Origin of the sequence: Acinetobacter higginsii (assembly GCF_000369525.1) — a bacterium.
In the GTDB taxonomy this organism is placed as follows: Bacteria; Pseudomonadota; Gammaproteobacteria; order Pseudomonadales; family Moraxellaceae; genus Acinetobacter; species Acinetobacter higginsii.
In genome coordinates this window covers 211653-226036 of sequence record NZ_KB850071.1, presented here as the reverse complement: position 1 = coordinate 226036, position 14384 = coordinate 211653, and the positions used below count along the sequence as shown (strand labels likewise).

Sequence of the window (14384 nt, the reverse complement as noted above, 5' to 3'; positions counted from 1 at the left end):
CTTTCTTTCAGTATTTAAGTTTTAATAGCCCAAGCCAAGTGCTTGGGCTTTTTTTATTTTGTCGATGGTTTATGGCCAAAGAAAATAAAAAACTTTAACAAGCAGTCAATAAATTGCCATGCTATTAATGATAATAATTCTCATTTTTGTTATGCTGAGTGGATAAAATAATGACATCGAAACTCAATGACAGGCTGTTAATTGCTGCGCTGTATACCAGTACCTTTCTTTGCTTGGTAGATTTGAGCAGTGTAAATTTGGCTTTAACCGCAATTCAAACCCAGTTCAATAGTCATCTTGCCGATTTACAATGGGTGATTGATAGCTATGCACTGAGTATGTCGAGTTTAATGCTGGCGGTTGGAGCTTTAAGTCAATGGTTAGGGCGCAAACGTCTGTGGTTGACGGGTGTCCTGATCTTTATTTTTGGCTCGGTGATTTGTGCCGCTGCGCCAGATTTTAGCTTGTTGATTGGTGGACGAGTGATCCAAGGCATTGCGGGGGCGATGCTGATTCCTTTAACCCTTGCAATCATCGTACATCATTTTACCCAAGCCAATCGCAAGGCACGAGAAATTGGCAACTGGAGTTCCTTCAGTGCTTTTGCCTTGATTGTTGGGCCACTGATGGGTGGCCTTATGGTGCATTATCTAGGCTGGCAGAGTATTTTTTGGTTAAATCTACCCGTTGGATTATTGGCCTTATTTTTAGGCTGGAAAGGGATTGAACCAGATTTAAGCCAGCGAAAAGTAAGTTTTGACTATTTAGGGTTGATTTATAGCGTGATTGCAATCGCAACATTGACCTATAGCATTATCATGGTACAGCAGGCCCATATCGGTTATTTGATCAGTTTTAGTTTTCTCATATCGGTTGTCTTTACTCTGATTTTTATTCGACATCAAAATAAAGTCTTGCACCCTCTGGTGCCACGTCATTTATTTCGCAACCGCATTTTTTTGCGTTTTAACCTGATTTCATTTTTATTGGGATTTGCAGGCTATAGCTCTTTATTTGTCTTTGCTTTGTTTTATCAGGAACAGGTTCATTTAAGTGCAGCGCAAGCAGGCTGGTTGATCGCTCCGCAATTCCTAATGCAGGCCGTGGTTTCCATTTGCTTTGGTCGGTTACAGCAACGCTATGGTGTGTTACCGTTACTTCGAATGGGGTTGCTCATTTCGGGAATCGCCTTGATTGCGATGATCAGCTTCCAGAGCAGTTCATCTTATCTGCTATTTATTGGCTTAAGTGGCATGATGGGGGCAGGTATTGGCTTGATTGTCCCGAGCTCCAGTACCTTGAGTCTATATTCGGTATCGCAGGCAGATGCAAGCTTTGCCGCGGCAATATTAAATATGCTCAGGCAGCTTGGCCTGACCTTTGGCATTGCAGTATTGGGAACCCTGACAGCATTTATTATTCAATGGACCGTTGAAACACTGCATTATTCTATGGCGCAAGCCCAGTTATTCGCTTTCCATAGTGTGGTTGTGATTATGGGTGGACTGTTTCTTGCAGCCATGCTGAGCCTGAGAAAAATTAAACCAGAAGAATGTATCGCACCGATTTCATCGGCCTAGACCAGTCATCATTTTGGTAGTTTTGGCAAACTTTATAAGCTTTTTTGCCCTGTCTTTGCCATTTTCCCAGCGTAATACTCGAACTCAGTCTAGGAAATGCTGCAGGCAATTGAGATGGCTCTTGCAAATGTGAAGGTAGAAAAAACTTATTTAAACCGTCCCAAAGCATTGGGAATTACTGTACGACGTTTGCAATTTAATCCAAAAAAAATCAAACGTCATTATTTTGCCAATTCTCCAGTGATGTCTCATTTACTTACGGCACTGTCTTCAACATTTCCGATTGGAGAGCAGTATTTTGTCAATAGCGTGCGTAATGTCCGCGATAAAGTGCAAGATCCACAATTACAGGCGCAGATTGCGGCTTTTATTGGGCAAGAGGCAATGCATTCCAAAGCACATACTGAGTTTAATGATGCTTGGCGACGTGACGATTATAATCTCGATCGGTTTCAGGCATGGTTGGCGAAACGGGATGATATGTTGCGCAATATTCATCCGAAACTACAACTGGCTTTGACTTGTGCCTTTGAGCATTTTACCGCGATGTTAGGTGGCTATATTCTAAAACATCCAGAAATTCTCAGCACGCTAGATGAGGATGCGATGAAGTTGTGGGTCTGGCATGCAATTGAAGAAATCGAGCATCGTTCGGTGGCATTTGATGTTTATCAAGAAGTCTATGGTGATGACCGTATTCGCCGTTTGCTTATGCGCAGTGTGACCACAGGCTTTGCCAGTCTGACTTTTTATGCCACCACACGTTTAATCTGGCAAGATAAGTGGAAAAGCTTACCGAAACTTGGTGGCAATCTATTTGGTATGTACTTGCTGAGTAAAATGTTATTGCAGTTGATTCCTGAATATTTATCTTATTATCAAGCGGATTTTCATCCTGCCAAACATGACTATACGAGCTTGGTGAATTACTGGAAAGCGCGTATGGCCGATGAATATGGGATGGCAAGTTTTCAAGAACAAACAGCATCTAAAATCTATAGTTAATTTCAATTCAAAGTTAAACGTTTGTGCTTAGCGCGGCATTATTTCAAGCTTGCTTGAGTAATGCCTTTTTTATTTAAATACCTATAAATCAACTTTAATAAATGTTACACAGCTGACAAAAAATCCCATTACAATGAATTATCGCAAAAATATAAAGAAAAACTTGAGGATAAATTTTTATGAAAATCATCAAACAAACTGCACTGGCAACCGTATTGGCAAGTACCTTGTTATTTACTGGTTGTGGCTATAACACTTTGCAGGTCAAAGACGAAGCCGTAAATGCATCTTGGTCTGAAGTGCAGAACCAATATCAACGCCGTGCCGATCTGGTGCCGAATTTGGTCAATGTGGTGAAAGGCTATGCCAAACATGAAGAGCAAGTATTGGTTGAAGTCACTCAAGCACGCTCTAATGTCGCTGGCTTAAAAGTCGATAAAGAAGTGTTGGAAGATCCTGCATTATTCGAAAAATACCAACAAGCACAAAGCCAATTGACGGGTGCATTGTCTCGTTTAATTGCGGTTTCAGAAAACTATCCAGACTTGAAAGCCAATGAGCAGTTCCGTGACTTACAAGCACAGCTTGAAGGCACTGAAAACCGCATTGCCGTTGCGCGTAACCGTTATATTACCACGGTTCAAGATTACAACGGCTATGTACGTCAATTCCCTCAAGCGTTGACGGCTAAAGTGATTGGCATGAAAACCAAAGAAAACTTTAAAGCGGAACAGTCTGCACAGCAAGCGCCAACAGTTTCATTTAATTAATATCTGAAATTGTTTCGAACTGTGAGGAGTCACCGTATGTTGAACGTGTTTATGCAGAGCTTAAAGCAGAGAATCCTACCTGTTTTAACCATTATTTTTGCGACACTGTTTTTCCAACATACGGTTTGGGCTGAAGTCGCGACCGCAACAGATCAAAGTGATGTGCTTGTTGCGGGTAAAATTATCCAAGAACAGCAAAAGAATAAAACGACAACTACACCAGCCTCGCCAAATGCTGAAACTCCTGTATTGTCCCAAGTGGCCAATGACATGGCAGAGGGCGAATCGATTCGTGGTTTGCCAACTTTAAATCAACCTGTGATTGATCAGGCCAAAGTATTGAGTGCTGCTGAAATGCAGCAACTCAATCAGAAAATTCTCAGCCTGTATCAGCAAGGCAAAGCGCAAATCGGAGTGATTATCGTACCAACGACTGGGCAGGAAGCCATTTTTGATTTTGCCTTGCGTGCAGGAGAGAAATGGCAGTTGGGTTCAGCCAAGCGCGATAATGGTTTGTTGATGGCAATTGCGGTCAATGATCGTAATATTCAAATCTTGACGGGTTATGGTTTGGAAGGCGTATTGCCCGATGTGGTGCTGAGTCGAATTATCCGCAATCAAATCACCCCTTACTTTAAGCAGGGGCAATATGCACAAGGGATTTCTGCGGGATTAGATGAAATCACTCGTATCGTCAATTTAGACCCTGAGATTGCACAGCAAGCTGCACAAGAATTGAAAGATCGGCATGAACAAGCAATTCAAGCACAGCAGGCTAAAGACAATACTTTGACTATGGCACTGTTTATCTTGATTGCGGGTGTAGTCGGATCATTTATTGTCGGTAATCGCTTAAGTGCTTCTACTGCAGCAGTGGCTGCAACTGTTGCTGGTTTGGTCAACGGTGCGGGTCTGGTCATGAGCTTATTGCTCGGTGTCGGGATTTTCTTTTTATTGATCACCTCGTTGGCGCAACTTATTTTCCAAGCCTTTCTATCGGGAGGTGGTCGTGGTGGTGGCGGAGGTGGTTTTGGCGGCGGCAGTGGCGGTGGTTATAGTGGCGGCGGCGGTAGCTTTGGCGGGGGGGGAGCATCAGGCTCATGGTAACCAAGACAGATACAACACAGATTATTACTCAGCCTAAACTAGATGAGCATGTACAGCCAAGTTTGAAGCGTTGGTTTAAGCATTTCCTCTATGTCTCATCAGCACATCGGTACTTTAGTAAGCAAGATCGAGCCGAGATTGCCAAAGTGGTACAGCAAGCGGAAAAGGGCCATGTGGGGGAGATTCAGGTGGTGATTGAAGGACATATCCCTTGTTCACAGGCCTATCATCAAAATACCCGTTTACGCGCTCAGCAACTGTTTGCCGAGCTAGGAGTTTGGGATACTGAACTGAATAGTGGGATACTGCTCTATCTCAATCTATGTGAGCGTAAAGTCGAGATTGTAATTGATCGCGGTTTAAAAAATGCTACACCAGCTGAAACTTGGAATAGGATCTGTCAAAGCATTGTGCAGTTACTGGCTCAAAAGCAATATTTACAAGCAGTAAATAATGGTGTTACAGAGGTTGGACAAGTACTAGACCAGTATTATGTGAAAACAGACCTCAATGATCAAAATGAATTGTCGAATGAGCCGATTATTCTAAATTAAAACGGGATCTTGCTATCCAAAAATAGAGCTTGTTGTTTTGTTTAAAATCTATTAATGTGCAGAATGTTCTGTACATTAAATCTATTATCGGTCGATTGTTCCAAATATCTTCTGATAAGCGGTAAAAAAAATATCAATAAATTTTCTGTGAATTGAGTCGCTCAATTTACATACAAGTAGAAAGTAATCAAATTCATTAGCAAAAAAAATGAATAATTAAGCAGTAAAGATGACGTTATTTGTCATTTTTTTTCTTAAAATGTCCGAATTGCTCTCATTTTATCCAGCATGAATTTTTTTTAAGTCCCTGTTTTTTTAGGTTAAAATTAGCTAAGCTAAGGACTGGCATAAAACATGCTAATTACTAAATAGCTGAAAAAAGCTTATAAAAAAATATCCATTGGAGAAATGTTATGAAATCAATGCAAAAGGGTTTTACTCTTATCGAATTGATGATCGTTGTCGCGATTATCGGTATCTTGGCTGCGATTGCGATTCCGCAATATCAAAACTACATTGCGAAGTCTCAAGTTAGCCGTGTAATGTCTGAAACTGGTTCGCTTAAAACTGTAATTGAAACATGTATTTTGGACGGTAAAACAGCGGCGAATTGTGAACTTGGTTGGACGAACAGCAATTTATTGGGTTCTACTGCAGCTGTGACAGGTCAGACAGGTTTAACAATTACTTATCCCGCGTCTGCTACTGAATCGGCTGCAATTCAAGGAACATTTGGTAATAGCGCGGCAATTAAAATTAAAAACCAAACTCTTACTTGGACTCGTACACCAGAAGGTGCTTGGAGTTGTGCGACTACAGTTGAAGCTAAGTTTAAGCCAGCAGGTTGTGCAAGCTCTGGTTCTTAATTGATAGATTAGACGTAAAAAGAAGAGGGAATATCCCTCTTCTTTTTTATATTTTCTTGCTATTTGAAAAGATGAAAAAATGTTAAATCAAAAAGAAATAAAAAATATTATAATTTGTATGGCTATTATATTTTTATCAAATTTTTCTATATTGATGTTAGCATTGTGGTCTGGCTCTGAGCGTTCTTTAATTAATATTGATTATTTTTTTGCATTTTTTTTCTTGGCTTTTCGACAAAAAATATTATTCATATTAATTTTTTCTATCATTTATTTTTTTGATTTTTTAGGGATTTTTTCACAAATATTTCCTTTTGTCCGTTTTGTTGATATTTTTTATTTACTTAAGTTTTCATTTATTTCATCGAATAGCTATAAACTGTATGGTCTTATTATATTTTTTTCCCTGATGATAGAGTTTTATTTAATAATAAAGCTATATAGGGCTGATTTAAAAAACTATCTTCTCGTAATTTTTAATATTTTTATAATGATATATGGATATTATATATATTTTGGGAGTAATCAAAAGGTTAGTTTTTGGAAACCTGAAGGAAAAGGTGTTGTAGCATCACAATTTTTGAACTATCTCGATTATAGAAATAGAGGTTTTATAAAAACATATACAGTTGATGGTGAGGCATTCCAAAATGGGAAGGTACCGAGTGCAAGTAAATCATTATTTAATGATTTCTCAAAAAATAAAAAAATATTATTGGTTGTAAATGAATCATGGGGAGTACCTAGCGAACCGGATATTCAAAAAGATGTGCTTGCCCCATTGTTGAATAGTTCTAAAATAACCCACATTGAGCAAGGAGAAATTGATTTTGAAGGTTTCACTATTGGTGGTGAGCTAAGGGAGTTGTGTCAAAAAGCAGTTGTACATTTTAATTTAAAGAATCAAATGAAAGGCTTTGAAAACTGCTTACCGAATATATATAAAAAATTAGGTTATCAAACTGTTGCAGTACATGGAGCATTAGGCTTAATGTATGATCGAGAGTATTGGTACCCTCGAGCTGGCTTTAGAAAAATTTATTTTAGAGATCAAGGATTAGATTTACCTAACTCACATTGCTATTCTTTTCCTGGTAATTGTGATCGGGATATGATTCAACGTATAAGTAAAGAGTTTGAGTCAAATAAAAAATTATTTTTATATTGGCTGACATTATCAACCCATGCAATTTATGATGAACGGGATTTGAGAGTTGATCTGTTTAATTGTAAAAAGCATCACATTGAGGGAAACACAGCGAGTTGTAGAAATCTAAAACTACAAACGCAATATTTTGATACGCTATCAAAATTAATTAATTCACCTGCACTAAAAGGTACTTATGTAGTTGTAGTTGGCGACCATGAACCACCAATATTGAGAGAAGAAAAATCTGTTTTTTTACACTCAAAAGTTTCTTATATTAATTTTGAGGTTAAATAATTGTGGATTATTTTAAAGAAAAAAAATATTATATTGTTTCTTTTTTTTACTATTTATATGTTTTATTTCTTAGTTTTATGGTTGATGGAAATAGTTTCAATAGTAATTATAATGTTGCATGTTGGGGTTTTTATCTTTTTCTTTTAGTATTGTTTTTTTATAAGAAAACTTTTATTTTATATTTTTTTTCAAAAAAACTTTTATTTTTTTATTTGTTTGTATTTTTTATTACAGTTAGTGCGGTAATTACACCGCTTGATTTTTATCAATCATGGGTTGGTTTGTTTAAAATATATTCTTTATTTTTATTTGGTTTTTTAACGATATTTTTAATGCGTGAAAATGTTGTTAATTTTATTGTGGTTTGTAATATTTTAGTTTTTTCTGCACTGATTCATGTTTTTATAATCTTGCGAATGTGGTTTTCATTGTTGTCTCCTATGGATTATGATTGGGTTGGTGGATTATATTTCTCAAATAATATAAGAAATTTTACAGATTATATGTCTATATGTTTTTTTTGTTCTTTGTTTTTGATTGGTTTTTATAAAAAAAATATGTTTAAATTTTTTTTTATAATTATTTCAATTTTTATTTTGACTTTTATTTTATGGAGTGGCTCTAGAGCCGCTTATGTAGGTGTCTCTATCGGTTTAATGTTTTATTTATACTTTTTAAAAAATAATTATTTTAATTTTTTAATTTTTTTTATGATTTTTTGCTCAACCTTAATTTCACTATGCTTTGGAACAAATCATCCATCATTAGGTATTTTTAGGGCTTATTCTCAGTTAGATAATAATGTAGATCATTTTTCTTCTGGTAGGCTGGCTATTTACGAAAAAATTTTAGAGTATTTTAGTTATCATCCAATATTGGGTTATGGTGGTGAGGCAGTTCGGCAATTAAATATCTATGGTAGAGTACAAGCACATAACAGTATTTTACAAATTTTAATTGAGTTTGGTTTGGTTGGGCTAGTGGGATGTATAATTTTATTTTATAAAGCTTTTTCTGAGTTTAATTTTAAAGGTATGCCTTTGAAAGAGGTTTTCATTATGGCTCTACTATTAAATGTATTCGTTTCTTCACTTTTTAATGGAGGTGCATATTATGGAGTTATTCTTATTCTGGCATGTTTTTTTGTAATGGCTATATATGCCGATAAAAATTTAAGAATAGGGTGAGATAATGTTTAGAATTATTAAAATAAGAGATATGATTTTAGTTTTATTCTTAATTTTTATTGTTAGTGCTGCAGCCCATTTTACTCTAGTTGATCGCATTGGTTTTTGGCGTTTGGTATACCCTTTTCAAGCACAAATAACTATATGGAATATTGATTGCTCAGCGAATGCACCTAAATGGATGCCAAAAAGTTTAAAATACATCATAAAAAATCAGAAAAATTTATCGAATCAAATTGCTTATATTGATTCTTCTGGTCATCAATTTTATTGTCAAAGCGGTTGGGAAAAAACAACATTATTTTCAAAGAAAATTTCTGAAAACACGCGTTTCCGCTATGCCAGCATGACGAAACTAATAACAAATAATGCAATTTTAGACCTAATCAATAAAGGAAAAATAGAATTAGATGATCCGATGGTCAATTTTTTTGATGAATTAAATGGAAAAGACTTTAATGACGAAAGAATAAAAAAAATCACAATCTCTGATTTATTACAACAACGTTCAGGTTTTGACCGCTTACGTAGTGAAGATGTGGTTTTTGCCACGAATAAAACGCCATGGTGTCCTTCACAACTTTCGACCTTACTTAAACTGAAATTAGACTTTGAGCCTAATGATCATTATGCCTATGATAACCGCAATACCTGTCTGCTCGGTGCGGTCATCGAGCGTGTTACACAGCAATCTTACAGGGGTTATGTTCAAAAAACATACTCTTTAGCAAAATATAATATTAAGTTTGTGGATGGCATTTATTATCCTGATGAAGTGCGTTATGACTTTAGGAATAATGACTTTTGGACAGAGAGCGATGATAATTCTTTTAACTTTCAGTCCACTTCCTCTTCTGCAGGATTATCAGGTAGTGCTCAAAGTCTCGCATTGTTAATTCGTAGTATGCTTCAGCAGCAACATTTGAATATCTTAGATATTGCCGAAGACAATCTTAAAAAATGCCGTATTACTCAATTTAAGTCATGTAATGGTTATGCGATGTGGCAATACCAACAAGACAATAGTGCTCCAAGGATGTATTTCCGCAATGGTGGTTTACCTGCAGTAACTTCTTTAGCTATGGTTACAGCAAAAGGAGAGACTATTGTATGGGTGGGTAACGGCGCTACACGTTATGATAAAGATTACGATGACAATCTGTTAGAAAAATACTTTTATCAGATGCTTAATCATTAGTTTTTAAAATATGACTTTTTTGTTGGAATGGTATCTAAAATGTCATATAGAAATTTATTTTAAACATAACTATTTGAAATTTAATGTTAAAATATTTGGCATTATTTTTGCTAGCTTTCAATATATTTTAAAATTGGGGGAGCAGTCATGAATAAAGGATTTACATTAATTGAATTAATGATTGTGGTGGCAATTATTGGCGTGCTTGCGGCTATAGCATTACCATTGTATCAGAACTATGTGGCTAGATCTCAAATTACTTCAGCAATCGCTGAGCTTAATGGGGCCAGAACACAATATGAACTTGTGATGAATGATGGTGCTAATAGTAGTGCTTTTACTACAGATAATATGGGTTTCTCAGCACCTGATTCTCAGTTTTGTCATTATCTAGTTCATGCCCCAGATGCTGGTGGTGTTTCTCAACCTGCTTTAGAATGCCAAATGCATAGTGTAGCTACTGTGCTTCTAGGTAAGTCGATATATTTAAATCGTCAAGCAAATGGTTCTTGGAGATGTAGCGCATCGGCAGGAATTCCAAATCGTCTAAAACCTGTTGATTGTACATAATTATTTAAGTTCAAAAGAACTTTGTTTTATTCTAGGATAGCAATGTCAAAACGCATCAAATTTTTTATTAGCCATTTAACGATTTCTGTTTTTATTGCTTCCATTGTTGTTGGGATAGTCTTTTTTCTATGGTATCCAGCCCCATTGGCAAAGTCAGTAGGGGTGACTAATATCTTTTTGATGATGCTTGCAATTGATGTAATTATTGGGCCAGTACTAGGCTTACTTGTCTATAAAGAAGGCAAAAAAACCCTTAAAATTGATTTGATGGTGATTATTTTACTTCAGGTCGCAGCATTGTCTTATGGGGTGTATAGTATTGAGCAAGGCCGTCCAGCATGGATTGTACAAAATGGGGATCGTTTTGAGCTGGTAAGAAAGAATGAAATTGTCCCAGAGCATATCACTCAGGCCAAGCCTGAATACCAAACACCTTCTTGGTTAAAACCACAGTTTGTTGCGATTAATGCAGGAAACTCAATTGAAGAGCGGAATAAAAATATTTTTGAAGCAGTCACCACAGGCATTTCAAATGCCATGCGTCCAGAACGTTATCAGTCTGTTGATATGAGTAGAGTACAATTACGAGAAAATGCACAAAATATTGAAATTTTAAAGCAATTTAATGAAGAGCAAGCAGTAGAAAATATTATAAATGCTTATCCTAATGCAGACGCATGGTTGCCATTAAGCTCGACCAGTGTTGACATGACGGTTCTCATTAATAAAGAAAAAGGAGAAGTGGTTAAAATTGTCGACCTACGACCTTGGAAGTAAATTGTAGTTTTTATCTTATATTTGATTTGTAGATTCAGGCTTAGCGATATAATTCACTAAGCTTTTTTCTTATGTATAAAGTATGCAATTTTTATGCTTTTTTCTTGCCAGCGTTCTGATCAGTTTTGCTTGGCTTTCCCCATTTCATACTTATCCTTGGGTGACTTTTTCAGGGGAACTTGCTAGCTTTGCCGCTGGCTTAATTTTACTTGCTGTTTTTCTCAATAAAAAAATGATTATTCCAAGAGCACAACTTTGGATCGCACCGATTATTGCTGTTCCACTGCTACAATGTGGCTTTGGATTGGTGGATGACTTTAGTTCTGCGCTTTTAAGTTCATTATATGTATTCGCTTTTTGGCTGATGATCGTGCTTGGTTATAACCTTTCGGTGCAGGCGCATCAGCGTGAACTACTGATGCAAGAGACCTCTAAGCTGCTATTTGGTATTGCGATTGTCTGTAGTGTCATGGCAATTGTGCAATGGTGCGGGTTTGGCGGTGTGATTAATGGGGTGATGCAATTAAAAGGTGATCGTCCTTATGCAAACTTTGGCCAACCGAATCACTTGGCAACATTTCTGATTATGGGCTTAATGGGGGCTTTATATCTCTATGAAAAAAGAGTTGTAGCTGCGTATTGGTTGGTGCCATCTAGTCTATTGATCCTATTTACCATTGCTTTAACTCAGTCTCGAACTTCATGGGTAGTCTGTTTATTTATTCTATTTTATTGGATGTATAAACAATACAAGCAGCAACCACGCTTCAGCTTTATTCAGCTTTGGATTTGGTGTGCCAGTTTTTTTGTGATTGCAGCGTGGGGTTTGCCACTGCTCACAAATGTCATTGAAACGTTCTCGAGCTCAGAATTGGTTCAAACAGCCAGTTTAGCTGAACGGGCGAGTTCAGGCTACTTACGTTTTGATATCTGGACGCAAATGTTATTGGCGCTGAAAGAGCAGCCTTGGCTGGGTTATGGCTGGAATCAAACCAGTATTGCTCAGATTAGTATTTTTAATTTACATCCTTCACATGAGTGGGTGATCAGTGCGCACAATGTTTTGTTGGATATCTTGGTCTGGAATGGTTTACCACTTGGATTATTGATTATTGGTTATCTGGCAATCTGGTTCTTCTGGTTAGACCGAAATGCCAAAGACAGCACTTCGGTGATTGCAATCATGATGGTCGCTGCAATCCTGATTCATGCCATGCTGGAGTTTCCACAACGCTATGCGTATTTCCTGCTGCCTATGGGCTTTTTATTAGGGATAGTTCAAGCACAAACACCTCAGCTAAAAGCAGTGACTTTAAATAAAAATGTCATTCGCGTTATCTGGCTGATTGGTATTGTACTGTTGTTATTGATCTGGCGTGATTACAAGCTATTTCAGCAAAACAGTCGTTTAATTTTTAAAAAGCAGCAACCTACAGTGGAGATATTGGGAAGTTCTAAAATTCTGCTGCTAACGCAATTTCAGCAGCGACTTGATTGGATCAATCTAAAACCTCAAACTCAAATGTCTAATACGGATTTGGAGTGGATGGATGCTTTAGTCAAAAATAAAGCAACCCCTTATAACCTGAAAAAGTATGCACAGGTACTGGTTTATAATCACAAGTTTGAGGAAGCAGAACAGCAGCTCTTTATTTTACAACAGCTGTACGGACAAACACTCAGCCTGTCAGAAGTGGTTGAGATGAATAAGCAAGCGAGATAAAAATAAAGCCCTAATCCGGGCTTTATTTTTTGATTCAACCCAATAAATAGTTTGGGTTGAAGAGAAGAGTTAGATTTGGCTTTGAATATAGTTTTCGATACCCACATTCTCAACCAGATCAAGTTGGGTGTCGAGCCAATCCCAATATTCTTCTTCTTTCTCTAAAATTTCTTGGACCAAATCACGGGTCACATAATCCTGTTCTGCTTCAGCAAGTTCAACAGTTTGTTTGATTGCTTCAATATTTTCTTTGACCTTACGGATATCGCAGTTCAGAACTTCTTCAGTATGCTGACCGATATAGAGCTTGCCTAGATGTTGTAGATTCGGTAAGCCTTCTAAAAATAAAATACGCTCAATCACTTTATCAGCATGTTTCATTTGGCGAATAGATTCTTTATATTCGGCTGAACCGAGTTGCTCAATTCCCCAGTCATTAAACATACGAGAATGTAAGAAATATTGGTTGATCGCAGTTAAATGATGGTACAGCACCTGATTCAGCTGATTGATAACTTCGCGATTGCCTTTCATTGCGCTTACTCCAAAAACACCAAGTGATGCCCTAGTTGCTAAGGCAATTTATTTTATTTTAATCAACAAAGAATCGTCTGGCGAGTAATTTATAGAACGGCAAATGAAAATCACAATCAAAAACATCCTGATATGATTATGATTTTTATAAAAAAACCGCTTAAATGAGGAACTTTTTAAGCTCTACAGGAAGCGGTGGAGTCGTAAAACACGAGTTAAATTTGAGGAAGAGTTTTAAAGATAAATCAGGCGGCTATAGAAATGCGTGCGGCGATTTCAGCAAGTTCATCGCTGATAATAGCACGGGCTTCTGGAGCACAACGACCACAACATGTTCCTAGATCGAGTAGGTCACGGATTTCACGATAGCTCTCAGCGCCATTTGCAACGGCGTCTTTGATATCCTGATCTGTAATTCCACGACATAAACAAACATACATGGGAGTGAGCCACAAATATAAATGCGATAATTGATATTATTGATAATTATTATCGTTTGTCAATGAATTTCATTCTAACAATGCGTATATTCTTATTGGGAATTTGAATAAAAAAATACCGCCTGATCGGCGATATTTTTGATGGTTTATAACTTTTTGATAAATATAAATTTAAAAAAAAGTGCTTATGGAATGATTACAATCCCATCCATTTCCACCAAAGCACCTTTTGGTAAACTGGCAACACCAAGCGCTGCACGTGCAGGGTAGGGTTGCGCAAAGTATTCGCCCATAATTTGGTTTACCAATTGGAAGTGTGACAAGTCGGTTAAAAAGATATTGAGTTTGGCAATATCGGCTAAACTGCCACCAGCCGCAGTACAAACGGCTTTAAGGTTATCAAATACGCGACGGATTTGAGCTTCAATGCCTTCTACAAGTTCCATACTGTACGGATCTAAACCAATCTGACCTGAAAGGTAGAGCGTATTGCCAACAAGAATTGCTTGAGAATATGTTCCGATAGCAGCAGGGGCGTGTTCAGTATGAATAACTTGGCGTGACATTTAGCTCTCCTAGGTTGTTTTTTCTATCTTAAACCATGCGACTTTAACACAAAAATTCAGGCA

15 protein-coding genes are annotated in these 14384 nt (G+C 37.0%); 12 read left to right on the top strand and 3 right to left on the bottom strand.

The genetic code is table 11. From position 1 onward, the window contains the following. Window positions 1-170: 170 nt before the first annotated feature. From F902_RS04275 to F902_RS04220, 12 genes are all read left to right on the top strand, one after another. Entirely contained in the window at window positions 171-1580 is a 1410-nt protein-coding gene (locus F902_RS04275; protein WP_005201340.1) for an MFS transporter, read from the top strand. 114 nt (window positions 1581-1694) lie between these two features. Next, complete coding sequence (locus F902_RS04270; protein WP_005201338.1) at window positions 1695-2585, top strand: metal-dependent hydrolase; 891 nt, start codon at window positions 1695-1697, stop codon at window positions 2583-2585. A 179-nt stretch (window positions 2586-2764) separates the two neighbouring features. Continuing rightward, the gene (locus F902_RS04265; RefSeq protein WP_005201336.1) at window positions 2765-3355 is read left to right on the top strand and encodes a LemA family protein; all 591 of its coding nucleotides are present in this window, start codon (window positions 2765-2767) and stop codon (window positions 3353-3355) included. Window positions 3356-3406: 51 nt separating this feature from the next. Then, complete coding sequence (locus F902_RS04260; protein ID WP_412781769.1) at window positions 3407-4462, top strand: TPM domain-containing protein; 1056 nt, start codon at window positions 3407-3409, stop codon at window positions 4460-4462. Next, the gene (locus tag F902_RS04255) at window positions 4456-5016 is read left to right on the top strand and encodes a TPM domain-containing protein (protein ID WP_005201332.1); all 561 of its coding nucleotides are present in this window, start codon (window positions 4456-4458) and stop codon (window positions 5014-5016) included. The genes F902_RS04260 and F902_RS04255 overlap by 7 nt, the downstream gene beginning before the upstream one ends. Window positions 5017-5438: 422 nt before the next feature. Beyond that, window positions 5439-5882, top strand: coding sequence for a pilin (locus F902_RS04250; RefSeq protein ID WP_412781768.1), 444 nt, complete (start codon window positions 5439-5441; stop codon window positions 5880-5882). A 79-nt stretch (window positions 5883-5961) separates the two neighbouring features. Then, on the top strand, window positions 5962-7326 hold the full coding sequence (locus F902_RS04245) for a sulfatase-like hydrolase/transferase (protein ID WP_005201327.1): 1365 nt from the start codon (window positions 5962-5964) through the stop codon (window positions 7324-7326). 2 nt (window positions 7327-7328) lie between these two features. Continuing rightward, window positions 7329-8513, top strand: a complete 1185-nt coding sequence (locus F902_RS04240; protein ID WP_005201326.1) for an O-antigen ligase family protein — start codon at window positions 7329-7331, stop codon at window positions 8511-8513. Between the two features lie 4 nt (window positions 8514-8517). Next, window positions 8518-9711 carry a serine hydrolase domain-containing protein gene (locus F902_RS04235; protein ID WP_005201325.1) on the top strand — a complete coding sequence of 398 codons (1194 nt, stop codon included), beginning with the start codon at window positions 8518-8520 and terminating at the stop codon, window positions 9709-9711. A gap of 147 nt (window positions 9712-9858) precedes the next feature. Further along, the gene (locus F902_RS04230) at window positions 9859-10281 is read left to right on the top strand and encodes a pilin (RefSeq protein ID WP_005201324.1); all 423 of its coding nucleotides are present in this window, start codon (window positions 9859-9861) and stop codon (window positions 10279-10281) included. Between the two features lie 42 nt (window positions 10282-10323). Continuing rightward, window positions 10324-11058, top strand: a complete 735-nt coding sequence (gene tfpZ / locus F902_RS04225; protein ID WP_005201323.1) for a TfpX/TfpZ family type IV pilin accessory protein — start codon at window positions 10324-10326, stop codon at window positions 11056-11058. Between the two features lie 82 nt (window positions 11059-11140). Further along, window positions 11141-12781, top strand: coding sequence for a PglL family O-oligosaccharyltransferase (locus tag F902_RS04220; RefSeq protein ID WP_005201322.1), 1641 nt, complete (start codon window positions 11141-11143; stop codon window positions 12779-12781). A 69-nt stretch (window positions 12782-12850) separates the two neighbouring features. On the opposite strand, the gene bfr is transcribed toward F902_RS04220, so the two are convergent. From bfr to F902_RS04205, 3 genes are all read right to left on the bottom strand, one after another. Next, window positions 12851-13315 (bottom strand): heteropolymeric bacterioferritin subunit Bfr, encoded by a 465-nt coding sequence (bfr, locus tag F902_RS04215; RefSeq protein ID WP_004803950.1) that lies wholly within the window; start codon window positions 13313-13315, stop codon window positions 12851-12853. Between the two features lie 245 nt (window positions 13316-13560). After that, on the bottom strand, window positions 13561-13755 hold the full coding sequence (locus F902_RS04210) for a bacterioferritin-associated ferredoxin (RefSeq protein ID WP_004776027.1): 195 nt from the start codon (window positions 13753-13755) through the stop codon (window positions 13561-13563). A gap of 185 nt (window positions 13756-13940) precedes the next feature. Then, window positions 13941-14321: a RidA family protein gene (locus F902_RS04205; protein WP_004657462.1), complete on the bottom strand. Its 381-nt coding sequence runs from the start codon at window positions 14319-14321 to the stop codon at window positions 13941-13943. Window positions 14322-14384 lie beyond the last annotated feature (63 nt).

Bases quoted from the DNA above. Each gene is read 5' to 3' on its own strand.
- F902_RS04250 (WP_412781768.1), top strand. From the start codon at position 5,439: ATGCAAAAGGGTTTTACTCTTATCGAATTGATGATCGTTGTCGCGATT.
- tfpZ (WP_005201323.1), top strand. From the start codon at position 10,324: ATGTCAAAACGCATCAAATTTTTTATTAGCCATTTAACGATTTCTGTT.
- F902_RS04255 (WP_005201332.1), top strand. From the start codon at position 4,456: ATGGTAACCAAGACAGATACAACACAGATTATTACTCAGCCTAAACTA.
- F902_RS04270 (WP_005201338.1), top strand. From the start codon at position 1,695: ATGGCTCTTGCAAATGTGAAGGTAGAAAAAACTTATTTAAACCGTCCC.
- F902_RS04245 (WP_005201327.1), top strand. From the start codon at position 5,962: ATGTTAAATCAAAAAGAAATAAAAAATATTATAATTTGTATGGCTATT.
- F902_RS04235 (WP_005201325.1), top strand. From the start codon at position 8,518: ATGTTTAGAATTATTAAAATAAGAGATATGATTTTAGTTTTATTCTTA.
- F902_RS04265 (WP_005201336.1), top strand. From the start codon at position 2,765: ATGAAAATCATCAAACAAACTGCACTGGCAACCGTATTGGCAAGTACC.
- F902_RS04210 (WP_004776027.1), bottom strand. From the start codon at position 13,755: ATGTATGTTTGTTTATGTCGTGGAATTACAGATCAGGATATCAAAGAC.
- F902_RS04260 (WP_412781769.1), top strand. From the start codon at position 3,407: ATGCAGAGCTTAAAGCAGAGAATCCTACCTGTTTTAACCATTATTTTT.
- F902_RS04205 (WP_004657462.1), bottom strand. From the start codon at position 14,321: ATGTCACGCCAAGTTATTCATACTGAACACGCCCCTGCTGCTATCGGA.
- bfr (WP_004803950.1), bottom strand. From the start codon at position 13,315: ATGAAAGGCAATCGCGAAGTTATCAATCAGCTGAATCAGGTGCTGTAC.
- F902_RS04220 (WP_005201322.1), top strand. From the start codon at position 11,141: ATGCAATTTTTATGCTTTTTTCTTGCCAGCGTTCTGATCAGTTTTGCT.
- F902_RS04230 (WP_005201324.1), top strand. From the start codon at position 9,859: ATGAATAAAGGATTTACATTAATTGAATTAATGATTGTGGTGGCAATT.
- F902_RS04275 (WP_005201340.1), top strand. From the start codon at position 171: ATGACATCGAAACTCAATGACAGGCTGTTAATTGCTGCGCTGTATACC.